The organism is Methanoregula formicica SMSP (assembly GCF_000327485.1).
Taxonomy (GTDB): Archaea; Halobacteriota; Methanomicrobia; order Methanomicrobiales; family Methanospirillaceae; genus Methanoregula; species Methanoregula formicica.
The window spans coordinates 281,268-305,391 of record NC_019943.1 but is presented as its reverse complement, the minus strand read 5'-3'; the positions used below and the strand labels follow the sequence as shown (position 1 = coordinate 305,391).

The 24,124-nt window shown below is 52.1% G+C and carries 20 protein-coding genes, 1 tRNA gene and 1 pseudogene; 11 read left to right on the top strand and 11 right to left on the bottom strand.

The window, feature by feature from the left end:
* Nucleotides 1–323 precede the first annotated feature (323 nt).
* Together METFOR_RS01535 and METFOR_RS01530 are read right to left on the bottom strand one after the other, a co-directional pair.
* Nucleotides 324–1,115 carry a hypothetical protein gene (locus METFOR_RS01535; protein WP_015284346.1) on the bottom strand — a complete coding sequence of 264 codons (792 nt, stop codon included), beginning with the start codon at nucleotides 1,113–1,115 and terminating at the stop codon, nucleotides 324–326.
* 210 nt (nucleotides 1,116–1,325) lie between these two features.
* Nucleotides 1,326–2,129 carry a hypothetical protein gene (locus METFOR_RS01530; protein WP_015284345.1) on the bottom strand — a complete coding sequence of 268 codons (804 nt, stop codon included), beginning with the start codon at nucleotides 2,127–2,129 and terminating at the stop codon, nucleotides 1,326–1,328.
* 689 nt (nucleotides 2,130–2,818) lie between these two features.
* On the opposite strand from METFOR_RS01530, the gene METFOR_RS01525 reads away from it, so the two are divergent.
* The 3 genes and pseudogenes from METFOR_RS01525 (at nucleotide 2,819) to METFOR_RS15875 (ending at nucleotide 4,638) form a co-directional block, all read left to right on the top strand.
* Nucleotides 2,819–3,466: a hypothetical protein gene (locus tag METFOR_RS01525; RefSeq protein WP_148277565.1), complete on the top strand. Its 648-nt coding sequence runs from the start codon at nucleotides 2,819–2,821 to the stop codon at nucleotides 3,464–3,466.
* Nucleotides 3,457–3,774, top strand: a pseudogene (locus METFOR_RS16170) (C39 family peptidase); the annotation flags it as partial. The gene METFOR_RS01525 and the pseudogene METFOR_RS16170, both read left to right, overlap by 10 nt.
* 147 nt (nucleotides 3,775–3,921) lie before the next feature.
* Entirely contained in the window at nucleotides 3,922–4,638 is a 717-nt protein-coding gene (locus METFOR_RS15875; protein WP_233504431.1) for an InlB B-repeat-containing protein, read from the top strand.
* Between the two features lie 228 nt (nucleotides 4,639–4,866).
* Here METFOR_RS15875 and METFOR_RS01515 read toward each other — a convergent pair whose 3' ends face one another.
* Both METFOR_RS01515 and METFOR_RS01510 read right to left on the bottom strand, forming a co-directional pair.
* Nucleotides 4,867–6,795 carry a type II secretion system F family protein gene (locus METFOR_RS01515; protein WP_015284344.1) on the bottom strand — a complete coding sequence of 643 codons (1,929 nt, stop codon included), beginning with the start codon at nucleotides 6,793–6,795 and terminating at the stop codon, nucleotides 4,867–4,869.
* A gap of 2 nt (nucleotides 6,796–6,797) precedes the next feature.
* On the bottom strand, nucleotides 6,798–8,540 hold the full coding sequence (locus tag METFOR_RS01510) for a type II/IV secretion system ATPase subunit (RefSeq protein WP_015284343.1): 1,743 nt from the start codon (nucleotides 8,538–8,540) through the stop codon (nucleotides 6,798–6,800).
* Between the two features lie 238 nt (nucleotides 8,541–8,778).
* Here METFOR_RS01510 and METFOR_RS01505 point away from each other — a divergent pair, with 238 nt between their 5' ends.
* Nucleotides 8,779–9,606 carry an RAD55 family ATPase gene (locus METFOR_RS01505; RefSeq protein WP_015284342.1) on the top strand — a complete coding sequence of 276 codons (828 nt, stop codon included), beginning with the start codon at nucleotides 8,779–8,781 and terminating at the stop codon, nucleotides 9,604–9,606.
* Complete coding sequence (locus METFOR_RS01500; protein ID WP_015284341.1) at nucleotides 9,603–10,301, top strand: KaiC domain-containing protein; 699 nt, start codon at nucleotides 9,603–9,605, stop codon at nucleotides 10,299–10,301. The genes METFOR_RS01505 and METFOR_RS01500 overlap by 4 nt, the downstream gene beginning before the upstream one ends.
* An 825-nt stretch (nucleotides 10,302–11,126) precedes the next feature.
* Here METFOR_RS01500 and METFOR_RS01490 read toward each other — a convergent pair.
* From METFOR_RS01490 to lonB, 4 genes are read right to left on the bottom strand one after another with little or no spacing between them, the layout of a single operon-like run.
* Nucleotides 11,127–11,390 carry a pro-sigmaK processing inhibitor BofA family protein gene (locus tag METFOR_RS01490; RefSeq protein ID WP_015284340.1) on the bottom strand — a complete coding sequence of 88 codons (264 nt, stop codon included), beginning with the start codon at nucleotides 11,388–11,390 and terminating at the stop codon, nucleotides 11,127–11,129.
* Between the two features lie 13 nt (nucleotides 11,391–11,403).
* Nucleotides 11,404–12,696 (bottom strand): TldD/PmbA family protein, encoded by a 1,293-nt coding sequence (locus METFOR_RS01485; RefSeq protein WP_233504429.1) that lies wholly within the window; start codon nucleotides 12,694–12,696, stop codon nucleotides 11,404–11,406.
* Nucleotides 12,677–14,008: a TldD/PmbA family protein gene (locus METFOR_RS01480; protein ID WP_015284338.1), complete on the bottom strand. Its 1,332-nt coding sequence runs from the start codon at nucleotides 14,006–14,008 to the stop codon at nucleotides 12,677–12,679. Before METFOR_RS01480 ends, METFOR_RS01485 begins: the two co-directional genes overlap by 20 nt.
* A gap of 5 nt (nucleotides 14,009–14,013) precedes the next feature.
* Nucleotides 14,014–15,987: an ATP-dependent protease LonB gene (gene lonB / locus METFOR_RS01475; protein WP_015284337.1), complete on the bottom strand. Its 1,974-nt coding sequence runs from the start codon at nucleotides 15,985–15,987 to the stop codon at nucleotides 14,014–14,016.
* A 181-nt stretch (nucleotides 15,988–16,168) separates the two neighbouring features.
* Here lonB and METFOR_RS01470 point away from each other — a divergent pair, with 181 nt between their 5' ends.
* The 5 genes from METFOR_RS01470 (at nucleotide 16,169) to METFOR_RS01450 (ending at nucleotide 20,039) form a co-directional block, all read left to right on the top strand.
* Nucleotides 16,169–17,068 (top strand): ribose-phosphate diphosphokinase, encoded by a 900-nt coding sequence (locus METFOR_RS01470; RefSeq protein ID WP_015284336.1) that lies wholly within the window; start codon nucleotides 16,169–16,171, stop codon nucleotides 17,066–17,068.
* Nucleotides 17,069–17,118: 50 nt separating this feature from the next.
* Nucleotides 17,119–17,574: an NOB1 family endonuclease gene (locus METFOR_RS01465; protein ID WP_015284335.1), complete on the top strand. Its 456-nt coding sequence runs from the start codon at nucleotides 17,119–17,121 to the stop codon at nucleotides 17,572–17,574.
* Between the two features lie 21 nt (nucleotides 17,575–17,595).
* Entirely contained in the window at nucleotides 17,596–18,201 is a 606-nt protein-coding gene (locus METFOR_RS01460) for an orotate phosphoribosyltransferase-like protein (protein ID WP_015284334.1), read from the top strand.
* A 79-nt stretch (nucleotides 18,202–18,280) separates the two neighbouring features.
* Nucleotides 18,281–19,879 (top strand): thermosome subunit alpha, encoded by a 1,599-nt coding sequence (thsA, locus tag METFOR_RS01455; protein WP_015284333.1) that lies wholly within the window; start codon nucleotides 18,281–18,283, stop codon nucleotides 19,877–19,879.
* A gap of 75 nt (nucleotides 19,880–19,954) precedes the next feature.
* Nucleotides 19,955–20,039 (top strand) — tRNA-Ser (locus tag METFOR_RS01450).
* Nucleotides 20,040–20,300: 261 nt separating this feature from the next.
* Here the strand turns inward: METFOR_RS01450 and METFOR_RS01445 are convergent.
* Nucleotides 20,301–20,543, bottom strand: coding sequence for a ribbon-helix-helix domain-containing protein (locus tag METFOR_RS01445; RefSeq protein WP_015284332.1), 243 nt, complete (start codon nucleotides 20,541–20,543; stop codon nucleotides 20,301–20,303).
* 69 nt (nucleotides 20,544–20,612) lie between these two features.
* On the opposite strand from METFOR_RS01445, the gene METFOR_RS01440 reads away from it, so the two are divergent.
* Entirely contained in the window at nucleotides 20,613–21,749 is a 1,137-nt protein-coding gene (locus tag METFOR_RS01440) for a site-specific integrase (RefSeq protein WP_015284331.1), read from the top strand.
* Here the strand turns inward: METFOR_RS01440 and METFOR_RS01435 are convergent.
* Together METFOR_RS01435 and METFOR_RS01430 are read right to left on the bottom strand one after the other, a co-directional pair.
* Nucleotides 21,738–23,090: a hypothetical protein gene (locus tag METFOR_RS01435; RefSeq protein ID WP_148277563.1), complete on the bottom strand. Its 1,353-nt coding sequence runs from the start codon at nucleotides 23,088–23,090 to the stop codon at nucleotides 21,738–21,740. The two genes, METFOR_RS01440 and METFOR_RS01435, sit on opposite strands and share 12 nt — an antisense overlap.
* Nucleotides 23,080–24,057: a winged helix-turn-helix domain-containing protein gene (locus METFOR_RS01430; protein WP_083883379.1), complete on the bottom strand. Its 978-nt coding sequence runs from the start codon at nucleotides 24,055–24,057 to the stop codon at nucleotides 23,080–23,082. Before METFOR_RS01430 ends, METFOR_RS01435 begins: the two co-directional genes overlap by 11 nt.
* Nucleotides 24,058–24,124: the final 67 nt, after the last annotated feature.

Below are 24,124 nucleotides of genomic sequence, written 5' to 3'. Positions count from 1 at the left end.
TAGTTGTCAATATTACTTGAAGTGGTTAAATCAAGGTCCGGGGGGGTTTTTAGAAATTCTGTATCAATCCTATGTTGAAGAACTCATGCGGGGATAAGGCGGGGCCCCGGCCTCGACAAGGGCTCCCTGGATACAACAGGAAAGTGCCAGGATAATCAGGAGTATCAGGATCGATCTGTTATAACGCATTTATCCCACCGTCATTATGAATCATTGTATATTTGATTTCGTTTTTTGATTGGATTATCGTTTGATAAACCATTATATCACACCATCAGAATAAATGCATATTTTTTTCATGTAATCCGGTGAAAAAACGAGATTCAATGGTTCCCGCGGATTTTTCTGATCATTACAACGATTGCAACGGCCCCGAAGGGAATTACTGTCGGGACGGGAATCGTTGGTGTGGCCATTGGCACTACAGGATTAAATTGATCGTCAGAATAGCCGGTGGCGAGGAACGACTCCAGATTGGGGAGATAATCATCTACATCTGAGGATCCGATGATCCCATAATAAGCAATAAAATAGTTTGGCCCGGGAAAGTAACCGGAATTGAATATTGCAAAGTATCCCGAAGTATTCATGCTGTCGTATTTAATTACGTTGATATGCCGGATCGTGAGTTTTCCTGATGTCGTGTTGTCCAATACAGACCGTGCTTCCGCAAAAGTCAGGGTTACATTCGACATCGAACCATGTTGGGATAAATATGTAAAGAGGCGTTCCCGCTGTTCCTTGAAAGTCTCCCATTTGTTGAAATACCACATGATAGCTATAAACCTGTCATTGGTCTTGTTACAGGACATATTCCTTAATGCATAATCTTGGGACAGATCAGGAAAGAATGGTGGCGGACTGTCGGATATATCAGGGGCGCTGTCGGACATATCCGGGGGAATTGTAAGAACCGAAGGTTGTGTCTGAATGGGGGGATATGCATCGGTAACGGTACAGTTTTCCTCGGACTGGTTGACATACGGCGTGAAATCGCGTGGGATAAAAAAGGTAGGTCGATCATAATATGGCGGAGCCCCGGCAAAGGCTCCCTGGATACAACTGGAAAGTGCCAGGATAATCAGAACTATCAGGATCGATCTGTTATAGCGCATTCATCCCACCTGTATCGCACGGTATATTTTATAATAATACACAATGAACCTGTTGCCTTTACGGGACGTTTAAATAATAGCCTGTTTCCAATGAGGACGAAGTGCAAGTCCCGATAACGCAACAGAACCGTCAAAACAGGGGTGATTTTTTTCAAAACGATAACCCCAAGCCAGCTTAATAGAGAATATTATGCAACCACTGCTTTGTGACTAGCGTTTCTTCAGTAACCTGCTAACGAAGATGGCTATCATCGCAGCAATTACCGCTATAGAGGTGACCAGCTCAACAAGCGTTACCAGAACAGGGAGCGGAATCGGAGCATCGGGCAGTGATGCCAGTGGCACTTCGGGATTCACAACATTTGAACGGCTGCTATTCATAAACTGTGGCACAATGATCATTATCCTTTTCAGCCGGGAGGATTGCTCCCCAATGTCGGATGATCCAACAACTCCATAGTAGGCAATATAATAATTCGGACCCGGAAAATAATACGAACCAAAGATGATGAAATATCCTGAAGTGGAATTACTGTTGTATTGAATTACATCTATCTGTCGGATTTTGAATCCTTCGATAAAAGAATTGTTAGTACTGGCATATGTTTCATTAAAATCAAGGGTGATGTTGGAAACCGTACCGGACCGGTTCAGGTACTGAAGAATCTGTTCTCTCCCATGACTGAATTCATCCCAGTCATTAAAATACCATATTTCAGATATATACTTATCTCCACTATCAGATGAAATATTCATGAAAGCATGGTATTTTGACATATTGAGAAAGAACGGTGGTGAACGGAAAGACCAGTTGGTTGGATAGACATCAGTAACAGATAAGCAATTTCCGTTTTCACAGATCTTTTCAAATGATTGATTGGCATAAGGAGAATGGAAAGGGAGAAGATATCCGGGCCTGCCTTCGGGAATTGGTGGTTCAGCTGATACAATCTGAATAGTGCAGGAAAGAGTCACGATAATCAACAGTATCAGGATCCATCCGTTATATCTCATTCAATCCACCATCATTATGAATCATAGTATATTTGATCTCGTCATAAATTTTTTGTTATTTTTCATACAAGTCTATGAACACGATCGGACCGGTCGGCACACTGAAGGCCCGATCGATCCCGAACTATGTCTTGAGACAATCCTTGTTTTATTACAGCATTTCTTACGAGAGAGATATCTCAATAGAGGGATATATAAAATATTTTAGATTCTGTCATATTGCATTGTTCCACTCGACTTATACGTAACAAAATAATAAAATATGTATAGTTAAGCCACAGATCGATTATTATTAGAAATCTGATAAAATAAGAAAAAAAATCAAATCAGTACAACCGGGAAGGAGGGTGTTCACCTGCCTGAGAACAGATGATGAAACCCCTCCTGCCGTAGTGGCATGATACAAGTATCTTCTGCAGGTATGAAGATTTGGATCATGCCTCCAGGAAAAAAGATGGAGGTAAAACAACATGAAACAGATAAAACCGGCCATCGCCCTGCTGGCATTCCTGCTGGCATCGATGGTTATCGTACCGTTTGCGAACGCTGCACCGGATGCTGCGGTATCCGCAAAGGGCAGTTCCGATCCAAATTTTGTCAGTATTGATCAGGCGACATCCGTTGCAACACAATTCGTAAATACAATCTCATCGTCGAATCCGGAATTCGCTGACTGGAAAGGAGCGTCTGTGGAAAAAGAGACTACGTATTACGACCTGGCCGGGAAATATTCTGCATATTCCTTCGATGTCCTGGCAAACGGACAATATGATGGTTATATAATAATTTCTGCCACGCGGGAAAATTACCCGGTTCTTGAATTCTCGAAAGGAAAAACTCCGAACAGTGAAATCCCAACACAAAATGCCGCAAAATCACTTGCCGCTGCTACGGCAGTATCCCGGCAGGCAACGCTTGGCGAAGGAAAACCAGTCTATCTGGGGGGAAGTTTCTATCTCATGCAGTATCCGGTCCAGAAAACCGGGGTATTAAAAAACAACGTCCCGGGCACACAAGATACCATTCTCGTTGACCTGAATGAAAATCAAGTCGTATCTCATGATAGTACAGTAAAATCGGCATCCCAGAGTATATCATCTGCAAACCTTGTAAATATCGGGCTGGATGAACAGAATATCACCCAGAACCTGAATTACCGGAAACAGGATGCACTTGCTGCATGGAATAGTCTTGATAAGGCTACTGCTGCCGCGTCAGCTGCAACAAGTAAATCTGCTTCCGCATCTGCATCGTATAACTACCAGAAAACCATATCCGATGTTCCATATTTTATTGGGAACATGGGTGTTCCCCAACATCTGCTGCAATGGTTCTAGGGTACTGGCGTAATCTCGGTCTGACACGGTTACCTGATGATAATGGGATTAATACTACCACACGTCTACCTAATGGAGATCCATTAAACCAAGCATTAGCTACTGCGATGGGGACCGGCCCCTTCCTCGGACAAGAGGGATGGACATGGCCGTGGATGATTGCCTATGGTATAAACCGTGTCACTCTTGATAACGGGTATCCCTCCTACATCTCGTCGAGTGCGGTCAATACACTTCTTAGTTGGCCGATGATACAAAGCGAAATCGATGCCAACAGACCATTTGAATTATCTGTATTTTCAATAAACCCCTCTACCTTATCGTTCTGGGGACACAGTTATGCAGTTGTCGGCTATGGTTATGACAGCTGGCTTTCCGCACAAAATATCGAAGTATATACAACATGGCAGAACGACCCGCATAAGTATATCACTTTCGGCAGCTGGGATGGGGCAATGAACACCTATGTACGACCAAGATATACCTACACGATTACTTCGAGTGCTGGTCCGGGAGGATCTATCTCTCCTGCAGGCTCTGTTTCCACTCCGGTTGAAACTACACCATCATTTACGATCACACCGGACTCGGGCTATATTATTGACCAGATCCTTGTTGATAATTCAGCGGTTACACAAAACCCATACACATTCCCTCCAGTTACTGCAGACCACACCATCTCCGCCACGTTCAAGCAAACAACACCGCCCGGCAATTACTGGCTTGAGCGTGTTATTGATGTTTACAACGGCCCGAATGGCCTGCCGGCGTATAACAACGCGCTTCTCGGAAGCGATCTCGGGATGTATACAACTCTCGGGTCAGATGGCTGGATCCAGCCTGCGTTCAGCGATCAGCTGGACTACAATGCTGTCACTTCATGTTCCGTGTACGAATACTCATCGTACATCGGAGTGTCCACCCTAGCCGTGAACCCGAACGATTTCATCGATCCGGATTACCGGGAATGGAATATCGGTACCGGATACGAAACGTACCATGTCGCATTCATCAGGCCCAACCAGATGAAGATTTCAGTCATCGGCCCCGGTGGTGGAAACATTCTGGGTGCGGTCTGCACGGTTCCCGGCTCCACAGCTGTGACAGCATCCTCTGTTGCCCCGAAGGTCATCAACATCATTGATAACCAGACCGCGACAACCAAAGGATAACACGGTCACTTTTTTCTATTTTACTTCGGCCCGGTTCATGGTAAAAAACTGCATTATTTCTCATGGTTGGGAATCGATCGTAAGACAATACCTGACTTGCATCCGGAAAAGGATAAACAAAAAAAGTGGATACATCAGATCAGGACGATTCGATTCATCACACCATCTCGAACGAGCCGGGTTTGACCTGAATGGCACTGTCAGCAAAAGCCAGGGATAAAATCCGCATCAGATGAGGACGAAGTTGAAGGTCACGAGCGCGATGATCAGGAGCACGCAGGAATGCTTGACTCCCGCGGCAACGGACGACTCCCCCATCTGTCCGGCGATCAGGCCGGAAAAGAGCGCCTGCATGAGGCACGCATGGTACAGGATACGGGCAAACGTTGCAAGAGGGATAGACCCGAAGCTTGAGATGGATCCCGCAGTGGAGAGCCCCTGGGTATCGATATCGGCAAGGATGGGAAGAAACTGCATGGTTAGGACCGCAACGACAAAGAGAAAGACAAAGAACGACAGGTACACGATTGCCGTATAGATGAACATCTCCGTGAGCCGCTCTTTTTTCAGGGCTTCACTCATCTTCGCATCGCTCGATGCGATCGAGAGCACCTCGCTGATCTGGCCGCTCATCTCGCTTGCCTTGGTGATCAGCGTAACAGTCCGGGCGATTGCCGGCGTGCTGACCCGCTGCTCGAAGCGTACCAGCGCCTCGGTGAAATTTGCCCCCCAGTCCATGTCCCGTTTAATCCGCCGGATCTCGTAGCTGAGCAGCCCGAGGTTAGTATTCACCATGATCGCGATGGCTTGGGCGATAGTGAGGCCGACCTGGTTGATGCCGGAAAGCCGCTCGAGGAAATCGGGGACAAGGGACTGGATGCCGAGGACTTTCCGCGACCAGATCTCGTAAAAGATGGCATACGGGATGAGGATGATGAGCAGGGCAAGGACAATATGATCATCGACAACACCGAGATAGACATCGACGTCCCGGTACAGGGGAACCCGGAGGAACACCGAGGTGATGTACAGGATCGCTATCGGAACGGTGATGTACAGCGTGTGGTCGACATTGGTGATGAAGCTCTCAAGGGGGTGGCGGATATGATCGGCAATGGTCCGTATGCGGTCGTACTTTTTCAGCTGCTCGAACTGGTGTGCCTCGTCCTCCTTTTTGACGATGGTGATGTCCGGGTAGGCATGCAGCCACTTGATGGTGGTGTACCGTTCCGTCTTCTCGGCCTTGATGGAGATCAGGTCGATGAGGACGATGAATATCAGTGACCCGATGGGCAGGATCGCGTACGTGACAAGCGAGAGCTGGAGGACGGCGGTGCCGCCGGTCATCCCCATCACGACCATGATGATGATGAGAAAGAGCGGGCCGGCAACAAAGAGCGTGACGTAGCCTTCGGCAACGAGCGAGAGGACGTTCAGGAATTGTTTCTGCTCGAAACGTGCTTCTTCCTGGTACATCCGAACCCTCATGGAGAGGAACTCTCCCATGTCCCCGCCGCCATCGATGATGGAGAGGAGATCCTCCAAGAATAGCTTGAGTTTCTCCGATGGCGTTGTCTCGGAAAGGTGCCGGATCGCCGTGACGACATCGTACCCGAAGAAGTCCGCGTCCCGGACGATCTGGCGGAACTCCAGGGCAACCTCGCCGTAGATATCCGCACGCTCCGAGATGGATTGGAAGATGGGCATCAGCTGGGCCCCACCTTTTCGCATGGCGTACATATACGCAACCGCGTTGTGGAGGGTCAGGTTGATCTTGATCGCCCGGTTCGTCTTCTCGATGCCGGGTAACCTCATCAGGAGGGCGTACCCGAGATACATGCCGATTGCAAACGAAAAGACGAGAACGGCGACGGCGATGACAAACGCAGGCACCTGGCCACTGAAGAAGGCCGGCAGCTGCAGCCCGAAGACATTGGTGATGCCGATCCGGCCTTCCAGGGAGGGCAGGGTGAAGGAGAGGCTGGCAACAAAGCCGAGCGCGGCAAAGGCGATCCCGGCAAGGAGGGAGACCTGGACCGCACGCCAGACGTACTGTTCCGTTGTCATCCCAATCCGGGCGGAGATCATGTCGGCATGGAGACTCGTGAACCGGACTGGATCGCGCTTAATCCACTGGGAGATGTAGTTCCGAAGCATTATCAGATTACCTTGCGGAGGTCGTCGATATTCTCCAGGACCCTGGTTTTATTGATATGATAGGCATGGAAGAGCGAGGCAACAGAGATGTAATCCCGGATGCCCTGTTTCATCATGGCCGCAAGGATCGATTTACGGAGGCTGATCTCGTTCTCCAGCTGCTCGCGGGTCCAGCCACGCCTTTCGGCAATATCCATGTATATCTGCGACCTGCCGGTATAGTTGATGACGTCGTGGACAGGATCGTAGACGAAGACGTTGTTGACGCGGAGGTTGCCGCTAGAAGGATCTATCCCCGCAATCTCGACGATCTCCTGCGCCCGGCGGACCCGTTCGGTGCCATGGTAGATGAGCCCCTGGACGCTGACGATGTTTAAGGCCTGCATCATATTCCGGGGCACGTTTAAGGGTTCGCTCTCCAGCCGGTGGATGGCGGCATCAACACTGCCGCCGTGCATGGTCGAAAAGGTCGTGTGGCCGGTATTCATGGCCTGGAAAAGCGTCTGGGCCTCGTGGCCGCGGACTTCCCCGACAAGGATGAACTCCGGCCGCTGCCGCATCGCAGCCCGCAGCAGGTCGAACATGCTGATGGCATTCCCACCTTCGGTGAGGGCCTCGCGGGTGACGCTTGCGATCCAGTTGTCATGGTAGAGCGTGATCTCGCGGGTGTCCTCAATGCTGACCACCTTTGCAACGGGGGGGATGAAAAGCGAGACCGCGTTCAAGGAGGTTGTCTTCCCGGATGCCGTCCCCCCGATGAAGAGAAGGCTCTTGTTGTTCTCGATGGCAAGCCAGAAGTAGACAAGCGACTCGGGGTTGAACGTTTTGTTCTCCAGCAGCTCGATGGGGGAGAACGGCTCTTCCCGGAACTTGCGGATCGTGAAGGATGTGCCCCGGGTGGTCACTTCCGTCCCGAACGTCAGCTGGAGACGGGACCCGTCAGGAAGGGTGGCATCAATCATCGGTGCGCCGGTGGAGATATGCTTGCCGGAGCGCTGCGCAAGCGTGATGGCAAGGGAGTTGAGGATGTCCGGCTCGAAGGTGATGTTGGTCCTGATGTTCCGGTACCTGCGGTGGTAGAGGAAGATAGGGATCCGGTGACCATCGCAGGAGATATCCTCCAGCTGCGGGTCTTTCATCAGCGGATCGAGGCGCGACCACCCGATATAATTCCGGATCAGGAAGTATTGGATCTTGAACCGGGTGTGTGGTTCCAAAACGAGACCGTAGTCCCCGACCAGTACGTTCATTTTCTCAAGGAGGAGGTGTTTTCTGTCTCTCCGGATCTCATCCGACGTGAGGATCAGCACGTCACGGAGATCTTCGTGAAGGCGCTCGAGCAGTTCGTATTCGAAATCGGAGAGCGTTGGTTCGAAGAGGAGGTACTCGTCCTGGTTCGTCCTCTTGTTGTGGCCGATGACGACCAGCGAGCAGCCCTGCTCAACCCAGTACTGGTCCACTGCCTCGTAGGTCTCCGGCACGCTCGCCACTACGAGTGTCCCGTCCCGCTCGAAGTCATACTCCTCGACCGGCTCTTTGTCACTGCCCTTTTCGAGCGAGAGGAGCCGGCGGATCGAGAGGCCGGGCTTCTTCCCCGTTGATCCGGCAGAAGCGGCATCCCCGCCTGCCGCAGCGGCCTGCTGCCCGGTTCCACTCCCGGCCGCAGCACCCCCATCGGCCGGTGATCCGGGCTGTGTTCCGGTCTCGACACGTTTGCGGGATTTTATGAGGTCTCCCAGTCCCATGGTCCGCGATCTCCCTCCTGAAGATACTGGTGTTCCGATGTATAGTTCGTGAGATCAAATTATATAAGGCTGTGTCTGCCCGGGGACATCCGGGCGAAGAAACCGGCCCGTTTCATCGTTCCTTTCCCCATTTTTCCCGGAACGGCCCCGCTCCCTCCTGCCGGCAGATATCTTTATCAGCCAGTCCATGACACTTTCTCTTGCATAGTTCCGATTGATCGTCAATTGAGAGGCAAAAATGCAGGATTCCCATCGCAAGAAAATGCCTACCGGTATCGCTTCGCTCGACCCCGTACTTGAAGGTGGCGTCCCGCCGGGATCGGTCATCCTCCTTCTCGGGGACCTCGGTGCGGGGAGTTACGAGTTCACCTACAGTTCGGTTGTCAACATCCTCGGTCTCATGAAGGGGAGCCTGCCGGAGAACCTGGTTGCCCCGCAGGAGATACGGTACATCACGTTCACCCGGATCAAGGACGACGTGCGCCAGGAGATCCTGCACTCGTTCCATATCACGGGACTGGAGGAGCTGGTTGAAGCCATAAAATTCGACGACCTCTCGGAGCTCTACTTCGACAACAGCGTTGTTCCGAATGAATGGTACAGCCAGAGCACGGTCATAAACCGGCTGCAGAAGCGGGCAACCCAGGACAGCCTCCTTGTCCAGCTGGCAAATGTAGTCAACAACGCTACTCCCGGCGGCCTTATCATCCTTGACTCCATCACTGATATCGCAACCCAGTCCACGGTACCGCATTGCTGGATCAACCTTGCCGGGTTCCTCCGGGGCCTGCAGCGGGTAGCGAAGCAGCGGGGCACAACGGTGTACCTGCTGCTGAGCAGGGGGATTTTGGAGTCTGCGCAGGAGCGGGAGCTTGCCGATATCGCGGATGCCGTGCTCCTCTTCAAGTGGGAGGAATCGACCGGCGCCCGGCGGCAGCGGGTCATGTACTTCGAGAAGTTCCGCGGGGTAATGCCCCACCTGGAAGAGAAGGACCTGGTGAAGTTCGCGGTCAGGATCTCGGAGGCCGGCGGGTTTGAGGTCAGCAATATCCGGGTGGTCATATGAACAGCGACCGCGTCAAGATCGGGATCCCGGGCCTGGACGATATGCTGGGCGGGGGGCTGATCAAAAACAGCATCTGTTCGATCATCGGCACCTACGGTACGGGAAAGACGACCTTCTCGCTGGAGTTTGTCTGGGAGGGGCTCAAGAAAAAAGAGAACATCATTTACATCAGCCTTGAGGAACGGGAAGGGCGTATCCTCACCTACATGGAGCAGAAAGGGTGGGATGTCAAGCCGTACCTGAACAAGTCGCTCTTTGTGATCAAGCTCGATCCCACGGATTTCAACCTAGCCAATAACCGGATCAAGAACGAGCTGCCCAAGCTCATCGAGGAGGTGAAGGCAACACGAGTCGTCATCGATCCCATCTCCCTGTTCGAGGACCTCTTCACTACGGATTCCGAGCGCCGGCAGGAGATGTTCCGGTTCATCGAGGGGCTCCGCGACAAGAACTGCACCATCATGCTGACATCGGAAACGCACCGGGACAATGTCTTCTCCAGCCGCCATGGCCTCATCGAGTACCTCTCTGACACCGTCATCCTCCTCCGCTACGTGCGGCCATCCGATCTCTCCGCGGTCCACCTTGCCCTTGAAGTGGTGAAGATGCGGATGTCGTTACACTCCCGCGAGATCAAGCCGTACGAGCTCCAGCAGGACCAGGTGCTGGTGTACTCGGAAGCGAATGTGTTCTAACCGACTGGTTCATCAGAACCAGGAGGTAGAGAAGAACCCGTCAGGGTTCTTCGAATTCCGAAAGGTCGAAGAGCCAATGGCTCTTCTCCTCCTCGACCTTTTTTTGAAGGTCTCGGATTCATCAGAACCAGGAGGTAGAGAATGCTGAAGATCGCCAGACCTGAAGCAGGAGAATCGAACAAGTCATCAGACTTGTGAGATGAGAAGAACGTAGTTCTTAGAAGACCGTAGGTCTTCGACCGAACCCGTCAGGATTCTTCGACTGGCAACGGACCCTCTCGGACCGAAGATTCTACAACGTAAAATCCCCGCTGGCCCGGAAACCATCATAGCCCCCAACCAAACGCGGGATCGTCCCAGCTACAAGCCAAAACCTGTGTCACCCACTTTTCGGCCCGTAGAATGTGGCAAAAATTTACCTCCCACATCCGGCGTAAAAACAGGTCTTTCACCAAAATTATTCCCCCATTTTCCGGAATGTCGAATGTTGAACGCATGAGACATGAGAAGACGAAGTTTTCGAATTATTCCCTCTGGGTCCGGAAATCAGGCCAAACGGAGCCCGTAGAAGGCCCGTATTTCCGCATCCCGACAGGTGGACACCTTACCGGAACCGGGTGGTTCCGGCACAGGATCCCTGGCAACAGGAGAGCTCCCAGTCAAATTCTGCCAGAGATCCAATTGGGGAATTTTTCAGAATTCAGTTCCGGCCGGGACGTTGTCCAGTACCGCAGAAAAAAATTTTGGATCATGTAAAATTTTTTCGGATTTTTTCCGGATTCCTTTGGGAGATATTTTCGATAAAAAACTGTCCGGTTTTCTTTATCAGATCGTGATCCCGAGAATCCCCAGCAGCATCAGGATCAGGACGCCAGGGATCCCGCCGATGGCGCAGATGAGGAGCGTTGCTGCATCGTAGCCGAGGTCCGGTTTTCCCATCCACTGCATGACATGGAGGAAGTTGACAAGAAATAGACCGATGATACCGCAGATAGCGTTCACGACAATGACTGAGAGCTGTTTCACGAGGAACCAGACAATGGCGATGATGGCGACCACAAGGATGATGGCAACGAGAATATTGGTCATGATCTTAGCTTTTTTATTTACCAATAAGACGCTGTTGATTTATTCTTACGGAAGGCAGGATCAGGGACCCGATGGTCCGGGATTCCCGGCTCAGCCCGGTAATCTGGTGCTGGAGATCAAAGACATTCCCCGAGAGCATGGCGCTCCGGATCGGTTCCTGGAACTCCCCCCCTTCCCGGAAGAAAGCATTGGAGAGCTCGACCGAGAACTCGCCGCTCATCGGATTTGCTGTGTGGGCCCCGACAACATTGTGCACGAAGACCACGCGTTCGTCATCAACAGTATCCCGTTTCCCGTCAAGGACAAAGTTATGGTGGCCGATGGACGGGGACCCCCCGTACCCGCCCCGTACCGCGTTTGCGGTGCTCTGCTTTCCATAACGATACGCCGTCTTCAGGTCGTAGGCAAAGGCGCACAGGACGCCATCGAGAATGAAATCGATCCGTTTTGTCGGCATCCCTTCCGCGTCCCAGCGGGAGCTCCCGTCCGCCCCGGGAATGAGCGGGTCGTCATACATCGAGACCAGCGGGTCGGCAACCTTCTGATCGAGGCTGTCCGCGAGCCGCGAGCGTTTGGCATGGACATTGCGGCCGCTCAGGGCGGGGACAAAGACCGTACCGAGGAGTTCTGCATAGGCAAGCGGGGAGAGCAGGATATCGTAGTCACCACTCGGTATGTCTTTTCCCTTTGCGGATTCGCAGGCAAAGAACGTTGCCCGTTCGCCGACCGTAACCGGGTCCACGCGGTCCAGCGCCCACGAGTGATCGAACTCGTATCCCGTGGACTGCCCATAGATGGCTTCAAGCGAGAGGGAGACCGAGGTGTGACGGCTGGTGTACCGTACGCCATGGCTGCTCGCAAGGGTCACTTCAAGGGCTGATACTCCCGCTGATCCCGAGGTCACTTCAGCCGGGTGCTCTGCCGCACCCTCCAGCATGGCCTCCAGGAGTTTCCCGGCAGTCGCGGGGCCTACTTCCAGCGAACGATCGAACGAGAGCGAAGTCTGGTCGAGAGGTTCCGGCCCGGGGAGCCCCTTCCATTCCTGCGGCGTTGCTAGGTTCCCGCTTGCAATTGCCGCTTTCAGGCATTCGCGCCACCGCCCGGGATCGCTCGTGCTGGAAGACCCGATCCGTCCCTTGTGGATCGTGCGGACGCCCAGACCGCAGTCCTCGGAGGTCGATGCATGACTCACCTTTTTCTTCCGCAAATCGGCGGAGACGCTGGTGCCCGCTACGTAAAAAACCTCGACTTCGTCAACGCTCTTCTCCGCTTCCCGGATCAGCTGGTCAATCCATTCCACTGCCACCCACCACCGCATCCACTAAGAGAACATGGGGAGCCCCGTCGCTCACGGGAACGCTCTGGCCGCCCTTGCCACAGTATCCGGGGCTCATCTTCCGGTCGTTCCCGCACAGCACGATCTGGTACAGGGTCGAGAGGATCTCGCCCGACAGGGAGACATCGCGGACCATCTTCGTGCACTCGCCATTCTCAACAAGATAGCCGTACTCCGCGTTGAACTGGAAGATACCCCTGCCCGGGTCGACTTGCCCCCCACGGGAACCGGCAAGGAAGATCCCGTTTTTGCATTCAGCAAAGATCTCCTCTTTTGTGGAGTCGCCGTTCTCGATGAACGTGTTGCTCATCCGCACCAGCGGGGGCTCGCCCGGCATGGCACGGGCATGGCCGGCAACACCGTTCCCGATTGCGGCGAGCGACTCGCGATTGTGGAGGAAGGCATTGACCACGCCGCGCCGGATGATCTCGGTCCGGGCAACGGCAACCCCCTCTGCATCGACAGGGTCAAACCCGAACTCGCAGAGACTGGGATCATCAACGATTGTCAGGGTCTCGTTCCCAATCCGTTCCCCGGTCCTCCCTTTCAGGACCGAACTCCCCTCCTGGATCAGGTCGCCCTCGCTCGCATGGCCAATGGCTTCATGGGCAAAGACACCGGCCAGCTCCGGATCGAGCACTGTCCGCATCTTCCCTCCTTTCGCAGCAACCGCATCCAGCAGGGAGACTGCTGTTTGTGCCGCTTTCCTGCCCGCATCCTGCTGGTGCCGGAGGTTGAACCCGTGGATGGAGTGCTCCCGTTCGTACCCCATCTGGACATTGCCGTTCCGCGATGCCACGGCAAGGACATTGAACCCCGACCGCCCCATCGCGTACGTGAACTCGTTGCCGGAACTGTCGGAGAAGTGGACCTGCTCGAACTTCTCGGTGTAGTTCGCCCGCCGGTTGACGACGAGCGGGAGCGTGGCACTCTTCTCGATTTCAGAAAGGATCGCCGATTTCTCTTCAAGGCTGATCTCCCGCGGATCCTCATTCATGGGAGGGACCGGCAGCTGGCGGCGGGTAACATCGCCAAGAACAACCTGCTCCTCCGTTATCACGGCAAGGCGGGCCGCCTGTTCGAGCATCTCGTCAAACTTCCGGCCGATACAGGGAGAAAAATTGTCGATCTGGAGCACGCCCCACCCGGACCGGACAAGGACCCGGAGGATGGCCTTGTTGAAAAACGAAGTCCCGGCAGATTCGATAATGCCGTTGTCGATGTCGATGTGCGTGATCTCGCCGGTCACGTGTCTCAGGTCGTAGTAGGAGATGCCGTCCATCGCATTCAGGCCGTTGTCGGATTGATCTCCGGCGCTTCTGCGATCATTGCAGTGGACCGCATCGCCATCTTTTTGAGCTTGGTGAGGAAACTCTCCGAGTTCTCCGGTACGAGAGCGTATTTGAGAACATCATCGATCGTGTCGACAGGGATAATAGTAACGAGCGGTTTGTACTTTTCCTCGATCAACACATCGCCAACATTCATCCGGGGAATGAGAACCGTCTTGATCCCTGCCTTCGCTGCTGCTTCGATCTTGTAGGTGACACCACCGATTGGGAGCACATCGCCCCGCACCGAAAGCGAACCGGTCATCGCAAGGTCCTGACGTACCGGGATACCTTCGATGGCGCTGACAACAGCGGTCGCAACACTCACCGAGGCCGAGTCACCCTCCACACCCATGTAGGTGCCGATGAACTGGATGTGGATATCGATGTTCTTGACATCCTTGCCGGTGAATTTTTTCAGGAGTGCGCTGACATTCTTGATCGATTCCTGGGCAATCTCCTTGAGCATCCCGGTGGCAATTACTTCGCCACCTTCCTTTCCTATTGCCGGAGTAACCTCTGCCATGATGGGCAGTACCGAACCGGCATCGCTGCCGGTTACCGCAAGGCCGTTCACGCGGCCGATGCGGGTGCCCTCCACGACCGTCATCTCGTATTCGCGCAGGTGCCGGGTGACTTCATCCGAGACCTGGTCCTCGATCGACCGGGCGGTCTTCTTTGCCGTGATGACATGTGCTGCCGTGGTTATCGGAGCGTTTTCCTGACGGGCAATATCACCAGCAACCCGGATCAAACCACCCATATCACGGAGTTTGAGGGTAAGGTGGCCTTTCCGGTTCGATCGCCGGCGGGCTTCCCGGATGATCTCATCGATGCCGCTCTGGTCGAAGTGCGGGATCTTGCCATCGTTCTTGACCTCCTGGGCGATGAACCGGACATACTTCTGCCGGTTCTCGGGCGTGTCCTCCATGCTCTCGGCCATGTAGACCTCGTACCCGTACCCCCGGATACGGGACCGGAGTGCGGGGTGCATTCCCTGGATGGCGTCGATATTGCCCGCTGCAACCATCACGAACTTACAGGGGACCGGCTCCGTCCTGACCATGGCACCGCTCGACCGCTCGCTCTGCCCGGTGATGGGGAACTCCCCTTCCTGCAGGGCCGTGAGCAGGTTCTGCTGGGAGTGGGGGTCCAGCGTGTTGATCTCGTCGATGAAGAGGACGCCGCCGTTCGACCGGTGGATTGCACCGGCCTCGACCCGGTCATGCGCCGGGGTCTCAAGACCGCCGCTCTGGAAGGGATCGTGCCGGACATCGCCCAACAGGGCGCCGGCATGGGATCCTGTGCCGTCAATGAAGGGGGCGATGTTCTTGGTGTCGTTCGAGACAAGGAGTTTGGGCACCATCGCCTCTTCCCTTGGAGTAGAGTACCGCAGGGCCATGAAGACGAATGCCCCGGCAATCAGCCCCATCAGGAGCTGCATGGTGATGATGGCGTACCCGGCAATACCGAGCATCAGGAGCATCATAAGGGTCTGCCGGAACTGGGACTTCTTCTTCGCTTCGGCCTTGTGGGCAGCAACGATCTGCTTGCCCCTTCCCCCGGCAACAGTCCGGATGACCGGGTTATTCGAGTCATCGGAATTCGGGTACACGAGGATGTCCTGCAGCTCCTCCTTGGGCAGGAGTTCGGCCATCGCCTTTGCAAGCATCGACTTACCGGTACCGGGGCTCCCGATCATCATCACGTGCCGGCGCTGGATCGCTGCTTTCCGGATGACCTCTACTGCCCGCTCCTGGCCGATCACCTGGTCGATTAACGATGCAGGGACTTCGATCTGCGATGATGTCGCAACTCCGCCCTCCGGGGTTGCCGCTGTCGCGGTTGCCGGGGAAGGGGACAACTCGGGAGCCGCAGCTTCCGGTTGTACCGGCTCTTCCGGGAGTGGTTGTTCTGGTGCACTTTCCATGACGATGATGCCCTCTACGGATGGATTTTCATATACAATGTCTCATGCAAGTTTAAGTACTTTCAGCTGATCACGCGGCAGGATGGCGGGACCTTCAGGGCCTGGGTATATTCACCCTTCAATCAGCATCCACCCTCCATCCTGACACCGAGTGGGAAAACTACAATAGGGTTTATCTTCCATGTACTTGGTTGATAAGCGCCGGGCAGGCACCGGGGCGGGGAACGGTTCCATGAAAGTGATGTGTACAGAACGGTCGCAGGTGCTCGGTGCCCGCGTTGCACGGGCGCTGAAAGTTCCGGTTGCAAGTGTCGCCTTTTCCCGGTTTCCCGATGGCGAGCAGTATCTTTTGGCAGGCGATCCCGACGATGAGACGCTGATCGTTGCAAGCGTTGTGGACAACGATGTACTCGTCCAGCTGATGCTCCTTGCTGATGCCTGTGAATCCTCCCGTACACGTCTCGTGCTCCCCTACATGGCCTATGCGCGCCAGGACAAGCAGTTCAAAAAGGGAGAACCCCTCTCGGCACGTGCCGTTGCAAAAGCGCTCAGCCGCGGAGTGGCGGAAGTCATCACTGTCAACATCCACGACCCGGCGGTGCTGGAACACTTCACTGTGCCGGCGCGGAACATCTCCATTGCAGCGGAGATCGGGGCCTACGTCGGGACACTGGGCCTGAACAATCCCCTTATCCTGGCACCGGACGACGGCGCCCTTGCGTTTGCCGGGCAGGTCGCGGCAACCGGCGGGTGGGAATACGACCACCTGGACAAGACGCGGCTTTCCGGCGTCGAGGTCCGTATGGCACCAAAGAACGTCTGTGCGGCCTCCCGCCCGGTCGTCATCGTCGACGATATCATCTCGACCGGTGGCACCATCGCAACGGCGACGGGCATGCTCTACCAGCAGGGAGCAACCGATGTCTATGCTGCCTGTGTCCACGGGGTCCTGACCGGGGGCGCCTATGCCCGGCTCATGGCTGCCGGGGTCCGCGATGTCATCAGCAGCGACACGATCGAGCGGGGCTGCAGCAGGGTATCGGCTGCCGGAACCATTGCAGCGGCGGTACGAACGCCCTGAGCCATGCCAGCGTGTATGATCCCCTTCCTGTTCTGGCGGACCCCCACTCTATGAAGGCTGTCCTTGATGCCAGTGTCTTCTTTTCTGATATCCCGTTAGAGGGAGACCTCTTCACAACACCGTCCGTCTGCGATGAACTCGTGGATATCCGGGCAAAAGGGAACTTCGAGAAACTGTGCACAGCGGGGCTTACCGTTGTCTCTCCGGCCCGGACGAGTCTCCAGGCTGTGGACCGGGCAGCGGAGAAGAGCCGGGACAGCGGCGTGATCTCCGGTACCGACCGCGATCTCCTCGCCCTTGCAAAGGAGCTCGGAGCCATGCTGTACACCGATGATTTTGCCATCCAGAATGTTGCGGGGGTGCTCGGTGTCAGGACACACGCCATTTTTCAGAGAAAAGCACGCCCGGTCCGCTGGAAGTACCGGTGCACGGGATGCGGCCGCTATTACAGTCACGACGGCGATTGCCCGGTCTGCGGTGCAGCAATTAAAAGAAAACTTAAATAGCTGCCAGAAGAGCTTTTGTGCATGTCTTCGTTAGACGATCTGATTGGGAAAGCCAAGGTGCTTCTCTCGGAAGGGCACAGCCCGGGTCAGATTGCAGATGAACTCTCCCTTTCCATGGAAACGGTGACATGGCTCCTCACGCAGGCCAAGGGAACGTCCGCCCCAAAAGACGTCCATATCGACTGGACAGCAGTCTCCAGCCATGCCCCCATGCTTGAAGAGACCGCAATCATGCTCCTGAACCGGTACTACCAGTCCCAGAAGGAGACGACTGCGGGTTCACCGGTTGCGGACGTGATCGTGGGGATCGCTCTCTCGGGCATCCCGCTTGCCACCCTGATTGCAGTCCAGGAGGCGGCCCAGCTCGCAATCTACCACCCGGCAAAGCAGAGCCAGAGCGAGAGACCCACGGGGTCAATCAGCGGGAACTTCGCACCCGTTACTGGCCAGCGCTGCATCATTGTCGACGATGTCATCACCTCCGGCAATACCATGAAGGAAGTCGTCCGGTACCTCAAGAAGCACAATGCGACCCCTGTTGCGATCTGGGTCATCTTTGACAAGCGCGGCATCAGGGATATTGATGGCGTGCCGGTCTGTTCACTCTACAAGGTATCTCCGGTGTAGCCCATTCCTGTTCCGGATTTACACCATACAATTTATATAGAAGTTCAATTCCACCTTTTACAACATCGGAGGATCCATTATGCTATCTGGACAGCCAATTATCATTTTAAAAGAAAATGTGGAGCGTAATACCGGGAAAGAAGCCCAGCGCTCGAATATTGCGGCCGCAAAGGCAATTGCCGGCGCCGTGAAGTCGACGCTTGGCCCCCGGGGCATGGACAAGATGCTCGTCGGCTCCACAGGTGACATCGTCATAACGAATGACGGGGCAACGATCTTAAGCGAGATCGCTGTTCAGCATCCCGGCGCAAAGATGGTCATCGAGGTCGCCCGGACCCAGGACGACGAAGTCGGTGACGGGACCACCACCGCGATCATCCTGGTCGGCGCGCTGATGGAGCAGGCCGAGATCATGCTCGAACAGGGCATCCACCCAACCGTCATTGCCCAGGGATACCGCATGGGCATGGAGAAGGCCCTTGAGATAACAACCGGCCTCTCCCACAAGGTCGATGCAACCGACCGGAAGACCCTCCTGAAGATAACCGACACGGCAATCACCGGCAAGTCGGTTGAGCAGGTCAAGGACAAGCTCGACGGTATCATCGTCGATGCGGTCATGGCCGTTGCCGAGAAGGCGAACGGGAAGATCGTTGTTGACGAAGAAGATGTCATGATAAAGAAGCAAAAGGGCCAGGCAATGGACGATGCCGAACTGATCCGTGGCGTTGTGATTGACAAGGTCCGTGTCAACGACGGGATGCCAAAGAAGATCCCGAAGGCAAAGGTTGCCCTCATCGCGTCCCCACTCGAGATAACAAAGACTCAGGTCAAGGCAAAGATTAAGATCTCCACCGCAGAGCAGGTGAACGCATTCTCCGAGCAGGAGCGCGGGGCGTTGAAGAAACTTGCCGACCTCGTCATCGACAGCGGCGCAAACGTCCTCCTCTGCCAGAAAGGCATCTCCGATATTGCACAGTTCTACCTGGCAAAGGCAGGTGTGTTTGCCATTGAAGATGTCCCCGAGAAGGACCTCAAGTATGCAGCCCGGGCACTCAACGCAAACATTGTTGCAAAGCCGGACGCCCTGACCGCAAAGGACCTCGGCACCGCAGACCTCGTGGAGGAAGACACCGAAGGGAACGTCACGCGGATCTCCGGCTGCAAGAACCCCAAGACCATCACCATTCTCCTCCGGGGGACGAGCGACTACCTGCTTGACGAGCTCGAGCGGGCGGTTGTTGACGGGACCCGTGTTGTCATGGATGCCATGGAAGACGGAACCTATGTTGTTGGCGGAGCAGCAGTCGAGACCGAGATGCTCATGAAGATCCGCGACTATGCCCAGACCGTTGGCGGCCGCGTCCAGCTCGCTATCGAGGGCTATGCAACCGCGTTTGAGGCCATCCCGCGGGCACTTGCCGAGAACTCCGGCTTCAACCCCATTGACAAGATTGTGGAACTCAAGAACGCCCATGCAAAGGGCAAGAAGAACGCCGGCCTGAACGTATACCAGGGCAAGGTCGTTGACATGCTCAGCGAAGGCGTCATCGAGCCGCTCCGTTCCAAGCGCCAGTCCATCCAGAGCGCATCCGAAACCGCGATCATGCTCATCCGTGTCGATGACATGATGATCACCCAGCAGGGTGGCAAGGCCGGTGCTGCTCCCCATATGTAACGGGAACCACCAAATCCCCTTTTTTCATTCAGATAACTATTAGACGGATCGATGAGAAAAAGTAGAGAACCGGGTGCCGAGGTAGTCTAGCCCGGAAAGGCGGTAGCCTCGAAAGCTACTGGCGCTTCGCGCCTCGGGAGTTCAACTCTCCCCCTCGGCGTCACAAACCAAATCTCCCCATTATGCGCTCCTTTTCTAAAAAGGGCTTTAATTTACCTTCAGAATGGTTTTATGGACTGATTTTTAAATAATTGGTGAATTGACTGATCTCCTCAAATTTGCCTTATTTTGTTAAAAAGTCTAAAATATTGCGTATTTTTCGAAAAGATTTGAACTCTGACATTCAAATCCCCTGTTCAGCGTTGAACTAAAAATGGTGTTTTTCAACACACACAAAGCAGAAAGCGCGCGAGAAGAGGAGTTACTTGTTAGCTAATTCATGCAGGAGTTTCAGGCCGTCTTCAGATTTCAAGAAACTGACTACCTTACTTTCAACAACGTCTTCAAAATCGCGCTTGTCGAAATAAGATCGCAACGATGCTGTGATGATATCAGCCTGGTTCGAGAACTCCTCTTTTGCAATTAAGGAATCAATCTTCTTTTGCAAATCAGTGGGAATTTTGTAACCAATCTGTTTCTTTGGTTTTCCACGAATTGTAGCCACAAATTAACCTTTTTTGGCAAAATTGATGTGTGTTTGTGACTCTGTAGTTATACTAGAGATAAACTGCTAATGACTGATTTTCATTATGGAAAAGCTGAGTACGGAGATAGATCCATTCAATCCGCTATTGAAAGAAACGAGCTTTCAGAGAATGATGCAAAGATAATTTTGGAATTTGTCGGGGAGCTCGTTGCACTCCAAGGCATTTCTCTCTCCCGTCGCAACAATCTGATTTTCAGCTTGGTATTTTGGCGAAGGTTCCTCCCACAATATCGTGATGCTACTATGACTGATCTTGTTCAGGCAATCGGTGATGCCAGGATAGCGAAAAATCAGCGAGGTGAACCGTACAAACAAAACACACTTCACGATCACATTACCCTGATTAAACGATTCTATACTTGGTTAATCGAGAACCAGTACACGCACGTTTCTGTTACCCCTGCGGGCATCAAGAGAATCAAACCTCCTCCCGTTCAGAGAGTAACCCATTCCCCTGATGAGATCCTGACTAAAGCTGAGATCAACAAGATGGTCAAGACTACCAAAAACCCAATGTACCGCGCGGTTGTTTGCATGTTGTATGAGGGGGGATTTCGGGCGAAGGAGATCGGTACTCTGACCTGGAGCCAGGTTTCATTCGATCAATATGGGCTAGCTGTCCGGACGGATTTGAAGACGCGGATTCCAAGATACATCAGGCTCATTAAAAGTAAGAAATATCTCAATGCCTGGAAACGAATCTACCCTGGCAATCCCTCTGGAAAAAATCTGGTTTTTCTGAATAATGATGGGAATCCACTTTCTCACAATGTCCTATCTAGGCAAGTCCGGATTATCGGTCAACAGTCAGGGATTATGAAAAAGGTCACACTCCATATCTTCCGCCATTCCAGGATCACGCACCTCATCAAGATGGGAGTTCGTGAAGATGTCATCAAACTGATGATGTGGGGGAGTACGGACACCGAGATGCTTCAGACCTACAGCCACATTTCGAATAAAGATATCAGCGAAATCGTACGGCAGATGGAGGGGATAAAATTGAAACCTTTGACTGAGGATCGGACTCTCGCTCCACGACAGTGTAAATATTGTTGGGAGATCAATCCTCCAATGTTTAATTATTGTGGAAAATGTGGGAGAGAACTCAAACGACCGGATGGATCAAATGATAAGAAAAAGGAGGAGAAGTTATTTCCTTAGTTCCTCTGCTTCAGCATTAAAGAAATCAAGCTTAACTTGGATTGCTTCTCTCTCCAATTTTTGTTCATCAATTTTTTCGAACATAGAGGCTAATTTATTTTTAATGTCATACTCAGGATCAGTAACTTTCCTTGATTTTGCCGCAACCGTTAATACATCAGAGAGGAATTCTTTACCGTTTTTATTTGGTGCAATTTGAATAATTCCTTCAGATTGGGCATCCTTACTGATAAGGCCAATTAAATCGAGAGTATTCCTAACTTGTTGAACTACAGGGATCTCATATTCATCAATTAACTCCTCTTCAGTAAGCGTTCCCTGTTTTTCCAGTTTTACAAGAATTCCAATTGATTCGGGAACACTTCTGACGAGACATAATGTTGCTGCTGCGTTATTATATTCATAATAATTCATGTTTAGAAGAGTGCCACTTGTAGGTCTACTAAGTGCATCTTCCATCTGAAGTGTCCGAGTTTTTTGAGCTAAGCCCATATTATCCATATGTCTTATTAGCCGGTTCACCAATCGGTGATTCTTCCCAGTTGCTTCAGCTATTTCATTCTGTGTGATAAATCCACCACACTCTCCCTGTAATACTAATAAATCTCTTAATCCGACCCGAACTACATCCGTTGTGTCAAGGACCGTCTTCCAAGTATCCAAGGACTTATCACCTGTAATATACGACTTGGCAAATGTGAATGTCCTACCCGAAATACTATGGGAACGAATTACGTCCACACTTTCCAAAGCATTATAATCCCGACTGAAGAGATAACGACGTGGGGAATTTGCCTCAAGCGTATCAGTAAGCTCTGGAAAATCTTGGACACGGTTGATAATATCAAAATGATTCTGTTGCTCTTCGAATAATTTTGCATTATTAAGAAAATTATTAAAAACGTACAATTTGCTGCTGATGGGATAGGGCATTACTTGCAAAATTCTCTGTCCAGATGCGTCAAGTTGGATAAGTCCATCATTAATTAAATGTGGAATTACCGTATCCCGCAAACTAGTGTTAAAACTCGCCCGTTGACTTGTTGTTGGTGTAACATTCCAGACTCGTTCCTTAATCTCACTCAAAGAACGTGTAGAATGTGCAACATCTAAAAATGCTAAAGCACGGGCAAGACTCACAGCAGAACTAAAATGTCCTGCATGTCTCTCATAATTTCGCAAAGGGTTAGACAATACAAATTCTCGAACCCCACGGATCATTTGATCTTCGGCTCTTATGACATTGTTTAATGTAACATCGTTTAAAGAAGAGAGAGTATTCGGACGAATTTGCCTAACAAGAGGATCTGACAAATAAGGGTCATAAAAATTATTTGTCAAACTCTCTCACTCCTTTGATGACTTTTTTTGTGCAGTCATTGAAAAATTCTTTCGAGATAACGAGATTATCACTCTTAGAGTCCAATGAGACGAAATGGGCATCCTTTACTTTTATTCGCCAGTTTTCATGTTTGAATAACCTATCGAGATCGGGAGCAAAATCATAATTCGCTAATGCTTTTAAGAGAATTTCCCGGTCGTTGTTATTTCGTGTAGAGGTGATGACATCAGAATAGGTTGCGAATATTTGTTCATTGATATCAAGAATTGGTGCATACGGATGAATGGTATTATTTGATGCTTTCTTTTCCATCTTATAACTCATAGCGGAGGCCAGTCCTCTAATCAATGTCAAATATTGAATATATTGACGGTTGACTTTCTCGATTTTATAAAGGGGTTCGAACAAGGTCGTAATATCATTACCCGCCGGAGCTCGGATGGTTTTAATTTCAATAATGTTATGGGTGGCACAAGTGACCATTATTCTTCGAATAGTATCAAGTGAGATGGCTTTTCCGATTATTTGTCCTAATTCGAGATCATTAAGCCCTTCTTTCAGATTTTGCATGACTTCCCAACAGTGATTTTCAAAAACAAGAGAAAATGGTGAGAACGGATCGCAAATGAGCTGATCATAGTTTTCAGCAAGCATTGATGCAGTTATATGACTCGTTGTAGAGGACTCCAATTCTGCATCAAGCGCGGGTGTTCCCCCAATCCATTTAATTACAGACTCCTTGTTTGATTTAAAGGAGATCACCAAACCCTCTTTCTGAATTAGGCGGACTCGCCTACTTACAGTTGGCTTACTTATTTCCAAGGCTTCCGCTATCTCATTATAGGAGGCTTGTTTTTTCTCAAAAAGATAATTAATGATCTTGGTATCCGTTTCGGAAAATTGTGTATTCACCAATTTTGCCACATGTGTGATTTTTGGTAAACCTGTTTTTGATCCAACCATCATTACCACCTAATCAACAATGCAACGTTGCATCATCGTTGCAAGATCATGTAACCTATACTCCTAACTT